The organism is Sphingomonas cannabina (assembly GCF_021391395.1).
GTDB classification, from domain to species: Bacteria; Pseudomonadota; Alphaproteobacteria; order Sphingomonadales; family Sphingomonadaceae; genus Sphingomonas; species Sphingomonas cannabina.
On sequence record NZ_CP090059.1, the window covers coordinates 3807927 to 3825318 of the forward strand.

23 protein-coding genes are annotated in these 17392 nt (G+C 66.1%); 22 read left to right on the forward strand and 1 reads right to left on the reverse strand.

Going from position 1 to position 17392, the window contains the following annotated elements; translation table 11 throughout:
- Positions 1 to 181 precede the first annotated feature (181 nt).
- The 16 genes from LZK98_RS17840 (at position 182) to LZK98_RS17910 (ending at position 11267) form a co-directional block, all read left to right on the forward strand.
- On the forward strand, positions 182 to 508 hold the full coding sequence (locus tag LZK98_RS17840) for a DUF736 domain-containing protein (RefSeq protein ID WP_233783860.1): 327 nt from the start codon (positions 182 to 184) through the stop codon (positions 506 to 508).
- A gap of 186 nt (positions 509 to 694) precedes the next feature.
- Positions 695 to 937 (forward strand): helix-turn-helix domain-containing protein, encoded by a 243-nt coding sequence (locus LZK98_RS17845; RefSeq protein WP_112755261.1) that lies wholly within the window; start codon positions 695 to 697, stop codon positions 935 to 937.
- A 120-nt stretch (positions 938 to 1057) separates the two neighbouring features.
- Positions 1058 to 1321 (forward strand): DNA -binding domain-containing protein, encoded by a 264-nt coding sequence (locus LZK98_RS17850; protein ID WP_233783861.1) that lies wholly within the window; start codon positions 1058 to 1060, stop codon positions 1319 to 1321.
- A gap of 119 nt (positions 1322 to 1440) precedes the next feature.
- Positions 1441 to 1755 (forward strand): transcriptional regulator domain-containing protein, encoded by a 315-nt coding sequence (locus LZK98_RS20740; protein ID WP_406693457.1) that lies wholly within the window; start codon positions 1441 to 1443, stop codon positions 1753 to 1755.
- Between the two features lie 136 nt (positions 1756 to 1891).
- Positions 1892 to 2206 (forward strand): DUF2285 domain-containing protein, encoded by a 315-nt coding sequence (locus LZK98_RS17855; RefSeq protein WP_233786632.1) that lies wholly within the window; start codon positions 1892 to 1894, stop codon positions 2204 to 2206.
- 126 nt (positions 2207 to 2332) lie between these two features.
- Positions 2333 to 2617: a helix-turn-helix transcriptional regulator gene (locus LZK98_RS17860; RefSeq protein ID WP_233783862.1), complete on the forward strand. Its 285-nt coding sequence runs from the start codon at positions 2333 to 2335 to the stop codon at positions 2615 to 2617.
- Between the two features lie 11 nt (positions 2618 to 2628).
- Positions 2629 to 3513: a replication initiator protein A gene (locus tag LZK98_RS17865; protein WP_233783863.1), complete on the forward strand. Its 885-nt coding sequence runs from the start codon at positions 2629 to 2631 to the stop codon at positions 3511 to 3513.
- Between the two features lie 208 nt (positions 3514 to 3721).
- Entirely contained in the window at positions 3722 to 4360 is a 639-nt protein-coding gene (parA, locus tag LZK98_RS17870) for a ParA family partition ATPase (protein WP_233783864.1), read from the forward strand.
- A complete protein-coding gene (locus tag LZK98_RS17875) occupies positions 4357 to 4611 on the forward strand; it encodes a hypothetical protein (protein WP_233783865.1) in 255 nt (84 codons plus the stop codon). The genes parA and LZK98_RS17875 overlap by 4 nt, the downstream gene beginning before the upstream one ends.
- Positions 4608 to 5129 (forward strand): DUF2840 domain-containing protein, encoded by a 522-nt coding sequence (locus LZK98_RS17880; RefSeq protein WP_233783866.1) that lies wholly within the window; start codon positions 4608 to 4610, stop codon positions 5127 to 5129. Before LZK98_RS17875 ends, LZK98_RS17880 begins: the two co-directional genes overlap by 4 nt.
- Positions 5126 to 5683 carry a S26 family signal peptidase gene (locus LZK98_RS17885; RefSeq protein WP_233783867.1) on the forward strand — a complete coding sequence of 186 codons (558 nt, stop codon included), beginning with the start codon at positions 5126 to 5128 and terminating at the stop codon, positions 5681 to 5683. Before LZK98_RS17880 ends, LZK98_RS17885 begins: the two co-directional genes overlap by 4 nt.
- A 32-nt stretch (positions 5684 to 5715) precedes the next feature.
- The gene (locus tag LZK98_RS17890) at positions 5716 to 6063 is read left to right on the forward strand and encodes a DUF736 domain-containing protein (protein ID WP_233783868.1); all 348 of its coding nucleotides are present in this window, start codon (positions 5716 to 5718) and stop codon (positions 6061 to 6063) included.
- 3 nt (positions 6064 to 6066) lie between these two features.
- Positions 6067 to 6828 (forward strand): lytic transglycosylase domain-containing protein, encoded by a 762-nt coding sequence (locus LZK98_RS17895; protein ID WP_233783869.1) that lies wholly within the window; start codon positions 6067 to 6069, stop codon positions 6826 to 6828.
- Between the two features lie 244 nt (positions 6829 to 7072).
- Positions 7073 to 8812, forward strand: a complete 1740-nt coding sequence (locus tag LZK98_RS17900; protein ID WP_233783870.1) for a relaxase/mobilization nuclease domain-containing protein — start codon at positions 7073 to 7075, stop codon at positions 8810 to 8812.
- A 25-nt stretch (positions 8813 to 8837) separates the two neighbouring features.
- Positions 8838 to 10823, forward strand: coding sequence for a conjugal transfer protein TraG (locus tag LZK98_RS17905; RefSeq protein WP_233783871.1), 1986 nt, complete (start codon positions 8838 to 8840; stop codon positions 10821 to 10823).
- A 9-nt stretch (positions 10824 to 10832) separates the two neighbouring features.
- A complete protein-coding gene (locus LZK98_RS17910) occupies positions 10833 to 11267 on the forward strand; it encodes a ribbon-helix-helix protein, CopG family (RefSeq protein ID WP_233783872.1) in 435 nt (144 codons plus the stop codon).
- 7 nt (positions 11268 to 11274) lie between these two features.
- Here the strand turns inward: LZK98_RS17910 and LZK98_RS17915 are convergent, their stop codons facing one another.
- Entirely contained in the window at positions 11275 to 11748 is a 474-nt protein-coding gene (locus LZK98_RS17915; RefSeq protein ID WP_233783873.1) for a uridine kinase family protein, read from the reverse strand.
- A gap of 416 nt (positions 11749 to 12164) precedes the next feature.
- Between LZK98_RS17915 and trbB the strand changes: the two genes are divergently transcribed.
- Genes trbB through trbK-alt form a run of 6 tightly spaced genes read left to right on the forward strand, consistent with a single transcriptional unit; the run spans position 12165 to position 17390 of the window.
- On the forward strand, positions 12165 to 13148 hold the full coding sequence (gene trbB, locus LZK98_RS17920) for a P-type conjugative transfer ATPase TrbB (RefSeq protein WP_233783874.1): 984 nt from the start codon (positions 12165 to 12167) through the stop codon (positions 13146 to 13148).
- Entirely contained in the window at positions 13148 to 13477 is a 330-nt protein-coding gene (locus LZK98_RS17925; protein WP_454877251.1) for a TrbC/VirB2 family protein, read from the forward strand. Before trbB ends, LZK98_RS17925 begins: the two co-directional genes overlap by 1 nt.
- On the forward strand, positions 13477 to 13758 hold the full coding sequence (locus LZK98_RS17930; protein WP_233783875.1) for a VirB3 family type IV secretion system protein: 282 nt from the start codon (positions 13477 to 13479) through the stop codon (positions 13756 to 13758). The genes LZK98_RS17925 and LZK98_RS17930 overlap by 1 nt, the downstream gene beginning before the upstream one ends.
- Before the next feature lie 11 nt (positions 13759 to 13769).
- A complete protein-coding gene (trbE, locus tag LZK98_RS17935; RefSeq protein ID WP_233783876.1) occupies positions 13770 to 16226 on the forward strand; it encodes a conjugal transfer protein TrbE in 2457 nt (818 codons plus the stop codon).
- On the forward strand, positions 16223 to 16993 hold the full coding sequence (trbJ, locus tag LZK98_RS17940; protein ID WP_233783877.1) for a P-type conjugative transfer protein TrbJ: 771 nt from the start codon (positions 16223 to 16225) through the stop codon (positions 16991 to 16993). Before trbE ends, trbJ begins: the two co-directional genes overlap by 4 nt.
- Positions 16994 to 17015: 22 nt before the next feature.
- A complete protein-coding gene (trbK-alt, locus tag LZK98_RS17945) occupies positions 17016 to 17390 on the forward strand; it encodes a putative entry exclusion protein TrbK-alt (RefSeq protein WP_406693464.1) in 375 nt (124 codons plus the stop codon).
- Positions 17391 to 17392: the final 2 nt, after the last annotated feature.

The window sequence follows — 17392 nt, forward strand, 5'->3', positions numbered from 1 at the left end:
GACGCAACAGCCGCGTCAAACTTTCTTCCCCTGCCGGCTGCGCCGCCATTCCTCGCGAGACAAGAAAGCCCCTCCTTGGCTGTCAGGCCCCTTCGGGGTGCGCCGTCGATCGCCTCCGGCCAACCGATCGCCATCGAGGCCGCAATGGTGCGGGCTCGGGAACGGAAAACGGAGACTTACAATGGCGACCATCGGCACCTTCAAGAAGACCGGCTCGAACGAGTTCACCGGCGACATCGTCACCCTCAGCGTCCAGGCCAAGAACGTGCGCATCGTCCCCGACCAGCGCGCCACCGGTGAGAACGCTCCCAGCCACCGGGTCCTGGTCGGCCGCGCCGAAATCGGCGCCGCCTGGACCAAGCGCTCCAACGAAGGCCGCGACTATCTGGGCCTCAAGCTCGACGATCCGAGCTTCAACGCCCCGATCTACGCCAACCTCTTCGACGACGAAGGCGAAGACACCTTCTCGCTGATCTGGTCCCGCCCCAACGGGCGGCGCGGCGACTGAGGCCCCGCGAAGGCCCCGGCCGGAAGGCCGGGGCCTTCGGCGCCCAGGGCGACCGAATCAGTTGCTGCTGTTCCGACCGAAGTGACAACGCTATCGAGGCTCTCGACGCTAGATTCGGTCCTCAAGAACGACTAATATAGTCGTAGTTCTGGCGTGCGCGTAGTTCCGAGTGGGAGGTGATCATGCATGATCACCGCCCGACAATCGCGGGCCGCACGCGCGTTGCTGGGTTGGACACAGGAGACGCTCGCTGACCGGGCCCGGGTATCTTTGACCGCGCTGAAGCGCCTCGAGTCCGAAAGCGGCCTTGAGGTGTATGAAAGCACGCGCGATGAAGTCCGTCGCGCGTTCGAAGGTAGCGGGATCGTCTTCCTGAACTCCGACCAGGGAGTGGGAGTGATGCTTGTCAACAGGAAGAGAGACGACTGACGCGTCGGCGGGCGATCGCGCCGCTCTGTCGCTACCCGTGCGGTCAGCCGGTGGCCTCTGCGTTCAAAACAGCGTTAACAATTCCCTTCAAAATGGATACATCTATCAAGGGGGAATTCAGTGACCAAAGAAGACTTTCTGGATCAGCCGCCTGATGGCGCAGCGCTCACCGCCTATGACAAGGCGCATCTGAAGCTTTACCTGCGCCTTCTGGATGCTGACGCCGACGGAGCAGACTGGAAAGAAGTCGTACAAGTGCTCTTCGGAATCTGTGCCAAAACCGAACCGGAGCGGGCCGCACGCGTCCACGCCGCTCATCTCTCCCGCGCAAAATGGATGACCCGAAGCGGCTACAGCGAGTTCCTTGGGCCTCGCCTGCACTGAGGTGATGCAGAACATGCATCACGTTGATCCGACTTCGTTCTTCCCTGCATCAACTCAACTTGGAATCGTCATCGCTTCACTACTCGCGTTGCTTAACATTTGCGCGGAGGCGGCGGAGGATGTCCGAGGAAGAAAGTTGGCGGTCTGAGACCGCTTATGACTATATCGATAAGCTTACGACCAGCGAACTTGCATGGGAATTTCTCAGGAGAAACCCAGAGTATAGGGCGGACTTTCAAAGATTACTGTCCTCTGGACGATTAACCGACGAAACAGCGACGGCCTTTGCACATCAATGGGGGTTGTCTTTTCGCAGCAGACCCACGCATCACTGGGCTCGCTCAGCCGATCTTCTGGACCCCTCAAGCCGATCCGGCGGCGATCATTCTCCAAGGCGGCCCCGCCCTATCCGGAGAATCTCATCTCACCGTTGATCGTCTTCGCGCTCACGCCGTCCAAGACCGCGGCGCAGCGCTTCTCCGACTAAACCTCAACGGCGAACCTTTCGATGTCACTCTTTCCGATTCGACGGAAGGCGCCCCACTTGCTGCAGTAATCCCGCTCGATGAGATGACACCCGATCGCCTGACGGCGTTGGGCCGTTTCTGGGCGGCCGCAACGGGCCGCGCGGTGACTCCAGATTCCCGCGTGACACCCCAGCGGCTGCAGCGGGCGCGGCAGATGCTGCGTGCTGTCGACGCGCGTCTCGCAGGTGCCATCTATCGCACCATCGCCGAACACCTCTTCCCGCAGCACCAGATCGACACCGCGTCATGGGTCGGACATCCCATCCGCGAAACCACCATCCGGCTTGCCCGCGACGGCATGAAGATGGTGCGCGGCGGATATCGGGCGCTGCTGCGCCGTCCCCGCCGCGAGCGCTGACACCTATCGGGTGTCGAATTTAAGCTCCTTACTTCGACATCGTTCAAGGGGCCGTCTTCGCGCCACCGTGCTCGCAACCCGCCGCCCATCCGAAGCGGCCTCCCGCGAGACCACGGAGGTTCGATCATGGCCGAAAAAGCCGCCAGTCTACCGCCACGATACCTGAGAACGCAGGAGGCCGCCCGCTTCCTTGGCCTCTCTGAGCGCACCCTCGAAAAGCATCGTACCTACGGCACCGGCCCGACCTACCGGAAGCTCGGCGGCCGCGTCGTCTACTCCGTCGACGACCTCCAAGCCTGGGCGGATCGCGGCCTCGTCACATCGACCTCAGACCCGCGCGGCGGGACCGTGCTCCCGGCAAAGCGCCAAGCCGCGGCCTCCCCTGCCGCCGTCGGCCGGTTCCCGCGCTGAGCCTCCAGGCAATGTCGGCGCGCCATCACAGCAGCGAACGCGAGCAGCTCGATCTCTTTCGGGCGCTGCCTGGCGATCTCGCGCCCCGCGATGCGCAGGACCTGATGGCGTACCCGTTTTTCGCGCTCGGCAAGTCCAAGCGGGTAGCGCCGATCGACTTCAAGACCGGCTCCATCGTCATCCGTGTCGAAGCCGTCCCCGAGCACGGCATGGCCACCATCTGGGACGCCGACGTGCTGATCTGGGCTGCGTCCCAGATCGTCGAGGCGCGCGATCACGGCCTGCGGCCGTCGCGCCTGATGGCGACCACCCCCTACGAAATTCTGCAGTTCATCGGCCGCGGCGTTTCCTTGCGCGACTACGACCGCTTGAAGGCCGCGCTCGACCGCCTCCAGTCGACGACAGTGGCGACGTCAATCCGCCAGCCGACCGAGCGACGGCTGCACCGCTTCTCCTGGATCAACGAGTGGAAAGAGCGCGCCGACGGCAGAGGCCGGCCGCTCGGCCTCGAGCTGATCGTGCCGGACTGGTTCTACGCCGCCGTTCTCGACGACGCGCTCGTGCTGACGATCGACCGCAATTATTTCGGCCTGACGGGCGGCCTGGAACGCTGGCTCTATCGCCTGGTCCGCAAGCATGGTGGCAAACAGGAGTTCGGCTGGAGCTTCGACTTCCCGCATCTCCATGCCAAGTCCGGCTCGCTCTCGCCGCTCAAGCATTTCGCCTACGACCTGCGCGACATCGTCCGCCGCCAGCCGCTGCCGGGCTATCGCTTGACCATAGAGCAGTGCCTCGGCGGTCCCGAAATCCTTTCCTTCAAACCCATCGATCCGAACGCGCTCGGTATCGCCCGCCAGCGCCGCCGCTCGATCAAGCGCCCTGGGGATAAGCTGTGAATAGTCTCGTGCTATCAGGGACCGGCACTATCGTGCCTTCGGGGACCGGACTCTCGTGCTATCGGGGACCGGAATCGTCGAATCCTCGCGCTGAATCAGCAGCTTGCGAGCCCCGTAACTTATCTAACCTAGATTCCTACGGAATCTTTCTAACGCAAGCCGCTTTTTCGGCCGCTGCGGGCGAGTCCCCGATCGCCGGGAGACCGTCATGATCGTCGCACTGCTCAACCAGAAGGGCGGTGTCGGCAAGACGACGCTGGCGCTTCATCTCGCTGGCGAATGGGCTCGCCGTGGACAGCGCGTCACGCTGATCGACGCCGATCCGCAAGGCTCGGCGCTCGACTGGTCGCAGCAACGCAGCCGGGAGGGGCTGGAGCGGCTGTTCGGTGTCGTGGGCCTCGCTCGCGATACACTCCACCGTGAAGCGCCCGAGCTGGCACGGGACGCGGACCATGTCGTAATCGACGGCCCGCCGCGCGTCGCCGGTCTCATGCGATCGGCCCTGCTCGCCGCCGACCTCGTGCTGATCCCGGTGCAGCCATCGCCGCTCGACGGCTGGGCCTCAGCCGAGATGTTGGCGCTGCTCGGCGAGGCGCGCATCTATCGCCCGCAGCTCGCCGCGCGCTTCGTGCTGAACCGCTGCGCGGCTCGCACGGTCCTGGCGCGCGAAACTGCCGAGACGCTGGCCGATCAAGACCCGCCTTTGCTCTCGACCACGATCGGTCAGCGCATCGTCTTTGCCGATGTCGTGCAGACCGGCCGGCTCGCTGCCGAGCAGGACGAGGATTGCCCTGGTGCGCGTGAGATCGCCGCCCTCGGGGCCGAAGTCGCGAGGATCGGCGCATGAACGAGCGGTCCCCGAAACGCAGCTTCGCGGCGCGTCCCGCCGATCCCGAAGACTGGATCAAGGCGCCCGAACGCCATGCTTCCCGTAGCCAGGCCGCTGAGGATTTTTCGGCCCGGCTGACGATCGACGTCACCGCCGACATGCGCGGCCGCATCAAGATCGCTGCTTTTCAACGCGGCCAGACCGTCGCCGACATGCTGCGCGCGCTGTTCGAGCGTGAATTCCCACCCGCGTCAGGAGAAGGACAATGACCGGCCTTGTCGCCGCGCCAGAACGCGCCGGCCGTGCTGCCGCCGAGCCGCCGTCCGAAGATTTCACCCAGGTCGAGCTCGTCTGGATCGAGAAGCAGACGGAGCACTGGGTGCGCTTCGGTCGCGAGCGGCGCGAGCAGATCCTCGACCGCCGCCGCCGCATCCTGTTCTTCCCTCCCGGCAGCGTCCTCGCGCTCGTGCGCTGGGCGGCGAACGAGCACGGCACCATTCTCTCGCGGCTCGACATCCTGCGCACGGTGGAGCGCGACGCAGCGTGCCAGACCGTTCCGACGGTTACGCCCGGTGCAGAGGTTCTCCTGCATGTGGATGGCTGGCCAAAGGTTGAGCGCGTGCTCCAGCTCATCGACGCCATCGAGGCGCGCGGCATCGACCCGATCGAGGTCTCGCCCGCGCATTGGCGCCACGTCCACAACCGCATGACCGTCGGCGAAACGCCACGCGCCTATGATGCGCGCCAACATCGCGCCTTTCTCCTGCGCCGGGGGATCGGCGCATGACCCGGCTCTCCTATGCCATCGTCACGACCGTGGCCGTGTCGCTTCTCGGCGTCGCCTCGATAGCATCCTTCGCGCCGAGACTGATCTGGAACGCGTCCGCCAGCACGCCCGTCGGCTTCTACACAATCGGCGAACCCGGGCCGGTCGCCGTGACCGATCTGGTTGCGGTGGATGCCCCCGAACCACTCGCCACCTTCCTGTCCGATGGCGGCTACCTGCCGCGTGGCGTGCCGCTGTTGAAGCGTGTCGCCGCGCTCCCAGGACAGCGGGTTTGCCGGACCGGGCTCGCCATCACCGTCGACGGCGTGCCGATGGGCGACGCCCTCGATCGCGATCGCCGCGGCCGTCCGCTCCCAATCTGGCAGGGCTGCCGGTCGGTCGAGAACGGCGAGCTGTTCCTGATGAACTGGCAGGTCCGCGACAGCCTCGATGGCCGCTACTTCGGCCCGCTTCCGGCCACCGCCGTGATCGGCCGGGCCACCCCCCTCTACACCGACGAGGACGGCGATGGTCGCTTCGTCTGGCGCGCCGACGCGGTGACGGCCCGCCCATGACCCTTTCCACCGCAATCTGAAGGAGACGACCCATGCCCGTGATCGGTCAATTCATGCGTGAGAATGATGGCTTCATCGGCCACCTGACGACGCTGTCCTTGCATCAGGACATCATCATCGTCGCGGCCGAGCCGTCCGATGCGGAGAACCCGCCGGACTACCGCGTCCATGTGCTCGACACCATGAGCAACGAGACCGGCGCGGAGATCGGCGCGGGCTGGAAGCGCACCGGCGAGAAGGCCGGCGAATACGTCTCGCTGCAGCTCGACGATCCGACCCTCGAACATCCGATCCGCGCCAACCTGTTCCAGTCGGCCGGCGACAAGTCCGCCTGGGGCCTGCACTGGAATCGCCCGCCGAAGCGCGGCGAGCGGGACTGAGCGATGCCCGCGGCGCGCCATCAGCCTGCCGTCGGAGGGAGGATCACCCATCGACGTGCAGCCCTCCTTCTCCTTTCCGGCCTGATCCTCGCCGCACCGGGGACAAGCCCAGCCGGCGCCCAGCAGGCTCCAGCCGAACGACCATCGCGCGGCGATCCCTATGGCGATTACATCGCCGAGGCGGCGCAGAGGTTCGGCGTCCCCGAAGCGTGGATACGCGCCGTCATGCGCGTGGAAAGCGCCGGCGATGTGCGCGCCATCTCGTCGGCCGGCGCGATGGGCCTGATGCAGATCATGCCCGCCACATGGGCTGAACTGCGCGTCCGCCACCGGCTCGGCAGCAATCCCTACGATCCGCGAGACAACATCCTGGCCGGCGCTGCGTATCTGCGCGAGATGCACGATCGCTACGGATCGCCCGGCTTCCTTGCGGCCTACAATGCCGGTCCAGGCCGCTACGAAGAATATCTCGCAGGTCGCCCATTGCCGGCTGAAACGCGCGCCTATGTCGCGACACTCGCCCCGATTGTCGGCGACGGTGAACTCACCGGCCCCGTCATGGTGGCGACCGCCGATCCGCTGGCCTGGACCCGCGCGCCGCTCTTCGTCGTGCAGGCGGCTGGCAGCGGACCTGTCGCGCCGGTGCTGCCCGAACGCGCCCCGGGTGAAACTGCCGCGGCGATCCCGGCGCGCGATCAAGGCCCGGCGGCTTCGCGCACCGAGCGCCTTTTCGTTGCCCGCAGCGTCTCTGGTGGCCCGCGATGACCGCATTCGCACTCGTTCGCATTGTGGCGTGCTCTGGCGGATCGAAGGCGGTCCGGAGAGGAGGAGCAGTCAGCACAACCGCACGATGGCGAGATAAAAGCCGGCGAGGTGCGGCTTGGTGCGGTCGTGTGCTTTCAGGGGCTTATGGCGCATTTTCGCGAGGTGCGCCTGATCGGCGCAGCCTGCGCATTCGCTATTTCGTCAAGACTTTCCGCGCGTTTGCGCGATGTGCGGAGCCTCGGCCATGAGCGGCGAGGACGATTTCCGCATCCGGCCTGGTCGCATCCGCTCGACCCGTGCGCAGCAAGCGCGGCCCTTCATTGCCCAAGCGCTCGCCGCCGCACAGCGGGCCGGTGGACGCGTCTCGCACTCCGGGCAAATCAGCGCGGGCAATCGCTCGCGGTTCGGACGCGGACAGCGCGCGACCGTACAGGCCAATCGGCTGCTCACAAGCCGATCGCGCAATGTCGTCATCAAGACACGCGTCGTCCGGCATACCGCTAGGGCCGCGCCGCTCAGCGCCCACCTCAGCTATCTCCGGCGCGAAGGTGTGACCCTGGACGGGGAGAAGGCCCGGCTGTTCGGTCCCGAGACCGAAGACGCCGATCCCAGGGCCTACGCCGAGCGCACCCAGGAGGAGCGGCATCACTTCCGGTTCATCGTCTCGCCTGAGGACGCGACTGAGATGTCTGACCTCAAGACCTTCGCGCGCGAGCTGATGGGTCAGATGGAGAAGGACCTCGGCACTAAGCTTGATTGGGTCGGCGTCGATCACTGGAACACCGACAATCCCCACGTCCACATCATCCTGCGGGGGCAGACCGACGACGGCCAGGACCTCGTCATTGCCCGCGACTACATCAAGGAAGGCATGCGCGCCCGCGCGCAAGATCTCGTCACCCAGGAGCTGGGACCGCGCACCGATCACGAGATCCGCCGCAATCTCGAACGGCAGATCGAGGCGGAGCGCTGGACCAACCTCGATCGCCAGCTCGCCCGCGACAGCTACCGCACCGGCGTTGTCGATCTCGCTCCACACCCGGATCGCCAGCCCGACGAATTCCACGCGATGAAAATCGGCCGCCTGCGCAAGCTGGAAACGCTCGGCCTCGCCGATCAGGTCGGACCGGGCCAATGGGTCGTGTCCGAGAATGCGGAGGCAACGCTGCGCGAACTCGGCGAACGCGGCGACATCATCAAGCGCATCCATCGTGGCCTGACCGAGCGGGGCATCGAGCGTGGCGCCGGGAGCTATGTGCTCGCCGGCGAGAGCATCGACGATCCTGTCATCGGGCGGCTGGTCGATCGCGGTCTCGATGACGAGTTGAAGGGTACGGCCTACGCTGTGGTCGACGGCACGGACGGGCGCACCCACCATATCAAGCTGCCCGACCTTGATGCCGCTGGCGACAGCGCTCCAGGCTCGATCGTCGAGCTGCGCAAGTTTGATGATGCGCAGGGCCGCCGCCGTGTCGCGCTAGCCGTTCGCTCCGATCTCGATATCGAGCGACAGGTGCATGCGACCGGCGCCACCTGGCTAGACCGGCAGGCCATCTCCCGTGAGCCGGTGTCGCTCGGCGGCGGCGGCTTTGGTGCGGAGGTGCGTCAGGCGATGGACCGCCGTGCCGACCATCTTATCAGCCAGGGCCTCGCCGAGCGGCAGTCGCGCGGTGTCAGTTTTGCGCCCGGGCTGATCGACCAGTTGCGCCAGCGTGAGGTGGAAGCTCTGGGCGAGAAGCTTGCCGCCGAAATCGGGCGTCAGTTCACAAAGGCCGGAACGGGCGAATATGTGGCGGGCACCTATCGGCAGCGCTTCGCGCTCGCCTCGGGCCGCTTCGCCATGATCGACGACGGCCTCGGCTTTCAGCTCGTGCCCTGGTCTCCGTCCCTCGAACGTCAGCTCGGTCAGCACGTCTCCGGCGTCTCGCGCGGAGGCGGCGGCGTCGACTGGAGCTTCGGCCGCAATCGCGGCCTCGGCATGTAGCCCAATCAAGAAAGGAGTGCCCGCAATGTCGGCGACGAAAATCCTCTGGGGCCAGATCCTCACCGTCTTCCTGATCGTGCTGATGACGACCTGGGGCGCGACGCAATGGACGGCCTACCGGTTCGGCTTCCAGCCACAGCTCGGGCAGCCCTGGTTCGAGCTTGCCGGGTGGCCGATCTACTATCCGCCGGCCTTCTTCTGGTGGTGGTACTTCTACGACGCCTATGCGCCGCCGATCTTCGTCGAGGGTGCCTACATTGCCGCATCCGGCGGGTTCATCTCCATCGCGGTTGCCATTGGCATGTCCGTGTGGCGGGCACGCGAAGCGAAGAACGTCGAGACCTACGGCTCGGCCCGCTGGGCGCGGCCGGAAGAGGTTAAGGCCGCAGGCTTGCTCGGCCCGGACGGCGTCGTGCTCGGCAAGCTTGAACGCGACTATCTTCGCCATGACGGTCCGGAGCATGTGCTGTGCTTCGCGCCGACACGTTCCGGCAAGGGCGTGGGCCTGGTTGTGCCCTCGCTCTTGACCTGGCCGGGCTCGGCGATCGTTCACGATATCAAGGGCGAGAACTGGACGCTGACCGCCGGCTACCGCGCCCGGCACGGCCTCGTGCTACTGTTCGATCCGACCAATGCCAAGTCGGCGGCCTACAATCCGCTGCTCGAGGTGCGGCGCGGCGAGTGGGAAGTCCGCGACGTGCAGAACATCGCTGACATCTTGGTGGACCCGGAAGGCTCGCTCGAGAAGCGGAACCACTGGGAGAAGACGTCGCACGCGCTGCTGGTGGGTGCGATCCTCCACGTGCTCTATGCCGAGGCCGACAAGACGCTCGCCGGCGTCGCCGCTTTCCTGTCCGATCCGAAGCGTCCGATCGAGTCGACCCTCGCGGCGATGATGAAGACCGCCCACCTCGGCGAGGCCGGACCTCACCCTGTGATCGCGTCGGCTGCGCGCGAGCTGCTCAACAAATCTGACAACGAACGCTCCGGCGTACTGTCGACCGCGATGTCGTTCCTGGGTCTGTATCGCGATCCCGTCGTCGCCGAGGTCACGCGTCGCTGCGACTGGCGCATCGCCGACATGGTCGGTGGCAAGCATCCGACCACCCTCTACCTCGTGGTCCCGCCCTCCGACATCAACCGGACCAAGCCGCTGATCCGCCTGATCCTCAATCAGGTTGGCCGGCGCTTGACCGAGGATCTGCAGGCGAAGGGCAACCGCCATCGGCTGCTGCTCATGCTCGACGAGTTTCCCGCGCTCGGCCGCCTCGACTTCTTCGAGAGCGCCTTGGCGTTCATGGCGGGTTACGGCCTGAAAGCATTCCTCATCGCCCAGTCGCTGAATCAGATCGAGAAGGCCTATGGCCCGAACAACTCGATCCTCGACAACTGCCACGTCCGGGTCAGCTTCGCGACCAATGACGAGCGGACCGCCAAACGCGTTTCGGATGCGCTCGGCACCGCCACCGAGATGAAGGCGATGAAGAACTATGCCGGCCACCGCCTCTCGCCCTGGCTCGGCCACTTGATGGTGTCTCGCTCGGAGACCGCCCGCCAATTGCTGACGCCTGGCGAGATCATGCAGCTCCCGCCCTCCGAGGAAATCGTCATGGTCGCCGGCATTCCGCCGATACGCGCGAAGAAAGCCCGCTACTATGAGGATCGCCGATTTCAGGAGCGCATCCTGACGCCGCCCGGCCTGACCAAACCGGCAAGCGCAAGGGCAGACGATTGGAGCACGCTGGCTTTGCCCGAACGGCCGGTGCTGAACACGCCCATCGCCGTGGATGATGGGGCCGATGACGATCCGACGGATTCCGAGCGACGGCATCAGCCCGAACTGAGCCGCACCAAGACCGTCGAGCGAAAGCCGGTCATCGAAAACGAGTTCGAGATCGATCCCCGTGATGACCTCGAGGAGGATGCCGCCCGCCTTAGCCGCATGACGCAGACCATGCGCCAGGTCGCTCGCCAAGCCTCGCTCGATCCGGGCGACGGCATCGATTTATAGGAGACGGCCTTGATCAAGCTCCCAAAAAAGCAGCGCCTATCCGTGTATCTCGACCCGGACGTGATGAAGGCGCTCGCCGAACATGCCGCGCGGCGCGACCTATCCCTGTCCCTAGTCGCCGAGGCTGGTATCGCGTCATTCCTCTCGCCAGACGCCGCGGAACGGCAGGAAGCGGCGGCGACGAAGCGGCTCGATCAAATTGACCGCCGCATGGCGCGCATGGAGCGCGATCTCGGCATATCGGTCGAGACGCTCGCCGTTTTCGTTCGCTTCTGGCTGACATCTAATCCGCCGCTGCCGGAGCCGGCACAGGTTGCGGCACGCGCCAAGGCTGCGGAGCGCTATGAGGCGTTCGTCACCGCGCTCGGCCGACGACTCGCGCAGGGACCGAAGCTCAGGCAGGAGATTTCGGAGGATATAAACGCCCCGGCCGGCCCGGAGTAGGCCATGACTAGACTTCTAAATCTTTGACGACCACGTCGAACTTGGCCATCGGCATCACCGCCCGGAAGTAGAACTCCTCCGCCTCGTGCCACTGCCGCTCCCAAGGGCCAATCGCGCCTTCCCTTTCGGCGAGCCGTACAAGACGCACTTCATCAGGTGCCACGACCGCGACGCGCAAATCGAGCAGATCGGCCAGCTCGGGACGCGCTGCATAAACTCCTTCCAGAATCACGACGGGTTTTGATTCGACCCTAGTCGGTTCATCGCACAGACGTCCGTCAAAGGCATTCCAGTCGAACGCGCGCCACCACGCCTCCCGTCTAGCCGCCAGGGCTTCAAGCACCGATCGTTGCCGCGTCCAGTCAATGCAGGCTGCGGCCCGCGACGCCGGGCTGTCTGTCCGCAGCTCGATCCCGCCCGCATAGAAGTCGTCGCCCTCGATGACCAAGGCGTCGTGGTTCTCGGTGAGCGCCTTGGCCAATGTCGACTTACCAACACCGCTTCGGCCGTCGATTGCGACGATGAAGGGCAGCCCTTTCTGCTGCGCTAATTGGGTTATTATGCCCGCGAGCGTGCCCTCATCAGTTGCGCACCGAGGCATCATATGGCCACCCGCCGCGCAGTCTTTGCGTCAAGTCCTTCCAGCAGTCTTCGCGTCAAAGCACCTTCTCCACTTCATCAGGCAGGGCTCTCCTACCTCCTCCGCGCCGCGATGTTGCCGTCAAAAGCAATCGTCGCACCACCGACGAGCAACCACTGAGTCCGCCGATCCCCTGTCTTTGTACGCCACAGTACGACGACCATATTATGGTTGTTGTCAGGCCATGATTTCTGCCTCTTCTACTTATCCCCGATCCAGGGCCGCCCTTGGCGGACCCGCAAGAGAACGGGGACGACGTGGCGGCAACTCACCAGAAATCGGAGGCGATCCTTCGCGGCGCGCGCATGCTGCGCACCGCGCTCGGCCCCGCCATCGCCAGGTTTCTGGAAGACCCCGCGATCGTCGAGGTGATGCTCAACCCCGATGGGCGGCTCTGGGTCGACCGTCTTTCGGAAGGGCTTTCGGACACGGGTGAGCTTCTGTCGCCGTCGGGCGGCGAGCGGATCATCCGCCTCGTCGCGCACCATGTCGGCGCCGAGGTCCATCCCGGCGCCCCACGTGTCTCGGCCGAGCTGCCCGAAACGGGGGAGCGGTTCGAAGGGCTCTTGCCCCCCGTCGTGTCCGCGCCAGCCTTCGCGATCCGCAAGCCCGCCGTGGCGGTGTTCACGCTCGACGATTACGTCGCCGCCGGCATCATGGCGGCGGGTCAGGCCGAGACGCTGCGCCAGGCCGTTGGGGATCGGCGCAACATTCTCGTCGCCGGCGGCACCTCGACCGGAAAGACCACCCTGACCAATGCGCTGCTCGCCGAAGTCTCGAAGACCTCGGACCGCGTCGTCCTGATCGAGGACACGCGCGAACTGCAATGCGCCGCGCCGAACCTCGTCGCGATGCGGACAAAGGACGGCGTCGCTTCGCTCTCCGATCTCGTCCGCTCCTCGCTCCGCCTGCGCCCCGACCGCATTCCGATCGGCGAGGTCCGAGGTGCCGAGGCGCTCGATCTGCTGAAGGCCTGGGGCACCGGCCATCCCGGCGGCGTCGGGACCATCCACGCCGGCACCGCTATCGGCGCCCTGCGCCGGCTCGAACAGCTCATCCAGGAAGCCGTCGTCACCGTCCCGCGCGCACTGATCGGCGAGACGATCGATCTGGTCGCCGTGCTCTCCGGCCGCGGCTCTTCGCGCCGCCTCGCCGAACTTGCCCGCATCGAGGGCCTCGGCCCCGACGGCGACTACCGCGTCACCCCCGCAAGCCAGCCCCTCACAGGAGACCCGTCATGATCAAGCATGCTTTGCGCATTCGCCGCCACATCGCCACGGCGGTGTCCGTCACCTTCCTGACGCTCGCCCTCGCGCCGGCCGCCCATGCGTCCGGTTCGTCGATGCCCTGGGAAGCGCCGCTTCAGTCGATCCTCGAATCCATCGAGGGGCCGGTCGCCAAGATCATCGCCGTGATGATCATCATCATCACCGGCCTGACGCTCGCCTTCGGCGATACCTCGGGCGGCGCACGGCGCCTGATCCAGATCGTGTTCGGCCTGTCGATCGCCTTCGCCGCGTCCAGCTTCTTCCTGTCGTTCTTCTCGTTCGGCGGCGGGGCGCTCGTCTGATGGCCGACGGCGCGGATCATGGCGGCGAGGTTCCGGGCTTTTTGGTGCCCGTCCACCGGGCGCTGACCGAGCACATCCTGCTCGGCGGTGCGCCGCGCTCGGTCGCTATTCTCAACGGGACACTGGCCGCCGCGCTAGGCCTCGGCCTTCGCCTCTGGCTGGTCGGTTTGGGCCTCTGGGCTCTCGGCCACTTCGCCGCCGTCTGGGCAGCCAAGCGAGACCCGCAGTTCGTCGACGTCGTGCGCAAGCATTTGCGCATCCCCGGTCACCTGTCGGTCTGAGGAGCGGCGCGATGATGAACCTTGCCGAGTACCGCAACCGCAACACCCGGCTTGCCGACTTCCTGCCCTGGGCCGCGCTCGCCGGCGAAGGCGTCGTCCTCAACAAGGATGGCAGCTTGCAGCGCACCGCGCGTTTCCGCGGCCCCGATCTCGACAGCGCCGTGCCGGCCGAGCTGGTCGCCGTCGCCGGTCGGCTCAACAATGCCTTCCGCCGCCTCGGCTCCGGCTGGGCCATCTTCGTCGAGGCGCAGCGCCACGGCGCCGCGACCTATCCGGCCAGCGTGTTCGCCGACAGCGCTTCCGCGCTGGTCGACGCCGAACGCAAGGCCGACTTCGAGGAGGCCGGCGCGCATTTCGAGTCGAGCTACTTCCTCACCTTTCTCTTTCTCCCGCCCGCCGAGGACGCGGCGCGTGCCGAGACCTGGCTCTACGAGGGCCGCGAGCACGCCGGCGTCGATGCGCATGAGATCCTGCGCGGCTTCATCGATCGCACTGACCGCATTCTGAACCTCATCGACGCCTTCATGCCGGAATGCGCGTGGCTCGATGACGCCGAGACGCTCACCTACCTGCATTCGACCATTTCGACGAAACGGCACCGCGTCCGCGTTCCCGAGACCCCGATGTATCTCGACGCGCTGCTCGCGGATCAACCGCTCACCGGCGGGCTCGAACCGCGCCTCGGCGACACGAACCTGCGCATCCTCACCATTGTCGGTTTCCCGTCCGCGACGACGCCCGGCATCCTCGACGAGCTCAACCGGCTCGCCTTTCCCTATCGCTGGTCGACGCGGGCCATCCTGCTCGACAAGACCGACGCCACCAAGCTGGTGACCAAGATCCGGCGGCAATGGTTCGCCAAGCGCAAATCCATCGCCGCCATCCTCAAGGAGATCATGACCAACGAGGCGTCGGCGCTCGTCGACACCGACGCGGCCAACAAGGCGGCCGATGCCGACATGGCGCTGCAGGAGCTGGGCGCCGACTATGCCGGTCAGGCCTATGTGACGGCGACGATCACGGTCTGGGATGATGACCCCCGCATTGCCGCCGAGAAGCTGCGGCTGGTGGAGAAGGTCATTCAGGGGCGCGACTTCACGGCAATGGCCGAGACCATCAATGCCGTGGACGCGTGGCTGGGTTCGCTGCCCGGCCACGTCTACGCCAATGTCCGCCAGCCGCCCATCAGCACATTGAATCTCGCTCACATGATCCCGCTGTCGGCGGTGTGGGCGGGACCGGAACGGGACGAGCACTTCGATTCACCCCCACTGCTTTACGGCAGAACGGAGGGCTCGACCCCGTTCCGGCTTTCCATCCATGTCGGTGACGTCGGCCATACGCTGATCGTCGGGCCGACCGGCGCCGGCAAGTCCGTGCTGCTGGCGCTGATGGCGCTTCAGTTCCGGCGCTATCCGCATTCCCAGGTCTTCGCCTTCGACTTCGGTGGATCGATCCGTGCCGCGGCACTCGCCATGCGCGGTGACTGGCATGATCTCGGCGGAGGATTGACCGAAGGCGCCCACGACAGCGTGTCGCTCCAGCCGCTCGCCCGCATCGATGACGTCGCAGAGCGCGCCTGGGCCTCCGACTGGCTGATCGCGATCCTCTCCCGCGAGAGCGTGACGGTCACGCCCGAGGTCAAGGAGCATCTCTGGTCGGCCCTGACCTCGCTGGCGTCCGCGCCCGTCGCGGAGCGCACGTTGACGGGCCTGTCCGTCCTGCTCCAGTCCAACGACCTGAAGCAGGCGCTACGACCCTATTGTGTCGGCGGTCCCTATGGCCGGCTGCTCGACGCCGAGGCCGAACATCTTGGCGCCGCGAACGTCCAGGCCTTCGAGACCGAGGGGCTGATCGGCACCGGCGCGGCCGCCGCCGTGCTCGCTTATCTCTTCCATCGCATCGAGGATCGCCTCGACGGGCGGCCGACACTCCTGATCGTCGATGAAGGCTGGCTCGCCCTCGACGACGAAGGATTCGCCGGGCAGCTCCGCGAATGGCTGAAGACGCTGCGCAAGAAGAACGCCAGCGTGATCTTCGCCACCCAGTCGCTGTCCGACATAGACGGATCGGCGATCGCTCCGGCCATTATCGAGAGCTGCCAGACGCGCATCCTGCTCCCCAACGAGCGCGCGATCGAACCGCAGATCACCGCCATCTACCGTCGCTTCGGTCTCAACGACCGCCAGATCGAGATCCTCGCGCGGGCCATGCCCAAGCGCGACTATTACTGCCAGTCGCGGCGCGGCAATCGCCTGTTCGAACTGGGCTTGTCGGACGTGGCCCTGGCGCTGTGCGCGGCCTCGTCGAAACAGCATCAGGCGATGATCGCCGACGTTCATGCCCGCAGCGGCACGGACGGGTTCCTGCGCGAGTGGCTCGCGGCGAACCGGCTCGACTGGGCTTCCGACCTTATCGCCGACCTCACCAATGTCATCCCCCAAAACGAACCGGAGGTACGCCCATGACACGTTCCCTTCAAAGCCGCGCGCGCACTTTGCGCATGACGGCCGCAATTCTTGCGGCCCCTCTTGCTCTGTCTCCTGTCCTCACGCCGCCTGCCGCCGCGCAGTGGATCGTGTACGACCCGACCAACTATGCGCAAAACGTGCTGACGGCGGCGCGCACGCTCCAGCAGGTCAATCAGCAGATCACCCAGCTTCAGAACGAAGCGACCATGCTGATCAATCAGGCCCGCAACCTGGCGAGCTTGCCGTACTCCTCGCTCCAGCAGCTTCAGCAGTCCGTCCAGCGCACGCAGCAGCTTCTGCAACAGGCGCAGGGCATCGCGCTTAACGTCCAGCAGATCGACCGCGCGTTCCAGACCACCTACGGCAATGCGTCGATTTCGGCTTCCGATCAGGCGCTCGTCACGCAGGCGCGCGAGCGCTGGCAGAACACCGTCGGCGGCTTGCAGGACGCCATGCGCGTCCAGGCCGGCGTCGTCGGCAACATCGATATCAACCGCAGCGAGATGTCGGCCCTGGTCGGCCAGAGCCAGGGCGCGACGGGCGCGTTGCAGGCGACACAGGCGGGCAATCAGCTCCTGGCGCTCCAGGCGCAGCAGCTTGCCGATCTCACAGCCGTCGTCGCTGCCAACGGACGTGCCCAGAGCCTCTCCGAGGCCGAGCGGGCGGCGGCGGCCGAGCAAGGGCGCGAGCAGCGCCGCCGCTTCCTCACACCGGGTAGCGGCTACCAACCCGGCAATGCGCGCATGTTCCCGAACGGTAACTGAGGGCACGGCGATGGACCGGAAGATGCTCGCGCGCCTCGGGGCCGTCGTGTTCGTCGCGGTCGCGGTCACCGCGACCGCGATCGAGATGACCCGGAAAGAGGAGGCGCCCGAGACCTGGCCGTCCGGCCGCGCCGCGGAGGCGCCGGCCGATCCCCTGCGGGACGCATTGATCCGCTGCCAGGCGCTCGGCGAAGAGGGACCGCGCGATCCGGAATGCCGCCGTGCCTGGGCAGAGAACCGCCAGCGCTTCCTCGCACCCGGCGCCCGTCCCGCCGAGCGGTTGCCGGACATGCCGCCCGCACCGCGCGACGGCCTCACTCCTCCATCGCAGCGGACCGACCCGCCGACAGCGACACCCTCCGCACCGAACACTCCGCAACCCGACGAGGCGCGATAAAA

What these genes read in the sequence shown, in the direction of transcription:
- LZK98_RS17930 (WP_233783875.1), top strand. Translation starts at nt 13,477, where the DNA reads ATGGCCGACGGCGCGGATCATGGCGGCGAGGTTCCGGGCTTTTTGGTG.
- LZK98_RS17905 (WP_233783871.1), top strand. Translation starts at nt 8,838, where the DNA reads ATGTCGGCGACGAAAATCCTCTGGGGCCAGATCCTCACCGTCTTCCTG.
- LZK98_RS17900 (WP_233783870.1), top strand. Translation starts at nt 7,073, where the DNA reads ATGAGCGGCGAGGACGATTTCCGCATCCGGCCTGGTCGCATCCGCTCG.
- LZK98_RS20740 (WP_406693457.1), top strand. Translation starts at nt 1,441, where the DNA reads ATGTCCGAGGAAGAAAGTTGGCGGTCTGAGACCGCTTATGACTATATC.
- LZK98_RS17895 (WP_233783869.1), top strand. Translation starts at nt 6,067, where the DNA reads ATGCCCGCGGCGCGCCATCAGCCTGCCGTCGGAGGGAGGATCACCCAT.
- LZK98_RS17855 (WP_233786632.1), top strand. Translation starts at nt 1,892, where the DNA reads ATGACACCCGATCGCCTGACGGCGTTGGGCCGTTTCTGGGCGGCCGCA.
- LZK98_RS17860 (WP_233783862.1), top strand. Translation starts at nt 2,333, where the DNA reads ATGGCCGAAAAAGCCGCCAGTCTACCGCCACGATACCTGAGAACGCAG.
- LZK98_RS17875 (WP_233783865.1), top strand. Translation starts at nt 4,357, where the DNA reads ATGAACGAGCGGTCCCCGAAACGCAGCTTCGCGGCGCGTCCCGCCGAT.
- trbK-alt (WP_406693464.1), top strand. Translation starts at nt 17,016, where the DNA reads ATGCTCGCGCGCCTCGGGGCCGTCGTGTTCGTCGCGGTCGCGGTCACC.
- trbJ (WP_233783877.1), top strand. Translation starts at nt 16,223, where the DNA reads ATGACACGTTCCCTTCAAAGCCGCGCGCGCACTTTGCGCATGACGGCC.
- parA (WP_233783864.1), top strand. Translation starts at nt 3,722, where the DNA reads ATGATCGTCGCACTGCTCAACCAGAAGGGCGGTGTCGGCAAGACGACG.
- LZK98_RS17840 (WP_233783860.1), top strand. Translation starts at nt 182, where the DNA reads ATGGCGACCATCGGCACCTTCAAGAAGACCGGCTCGAACGAGTTCACC.
- LZK98_RS17845 (WP_112755261.1), top strand. Translation starts at nt 695, where the DNA reads ATGATCACCGCCCGACAATCGCGGGCCGCACGCGCGTTGCTGGGTTGG.
- LZK98_RS17865 (WP_233783863.1), top strand. Translation starts at nt 2,629, where the DNA reads ATGTCGGCGCGCCATCACAGCAGCGAACGCGAGCAGCTCGATCTCTTT.
- LZK98_RS17880 (WP_233783866.1), top strand. Translation starts at nt 4,608, where the DNA reads ATGACCGGCCTTGTCGCCGCGCCAGAACGCGCCGGCCGTGCTGCCGCC.
- LZK98_RS17890 (WP_233783868.1), top strand. Translation starts at nt 5,716, where the DNA reads ATGCCCGTGATCGGTCAATTCATGCGTGAGAATGATGGCTTCATCGGC.
- trbE (WP_233783876.1), top strand. Translation starts at nt 13,770, where the DNA reads ATGATGAACCTTGCCGAGTACCGCAACCGCAACACCCGGCTTGCCGAC.
- LZK98_RS17885 (WP_233783867.1), top strand. Translation starts at nt 5,126, where the DNA reads ATGACCCGGCTCTCCTATGCCATCGTCACGACCGTGGCCGTGTCGCTT.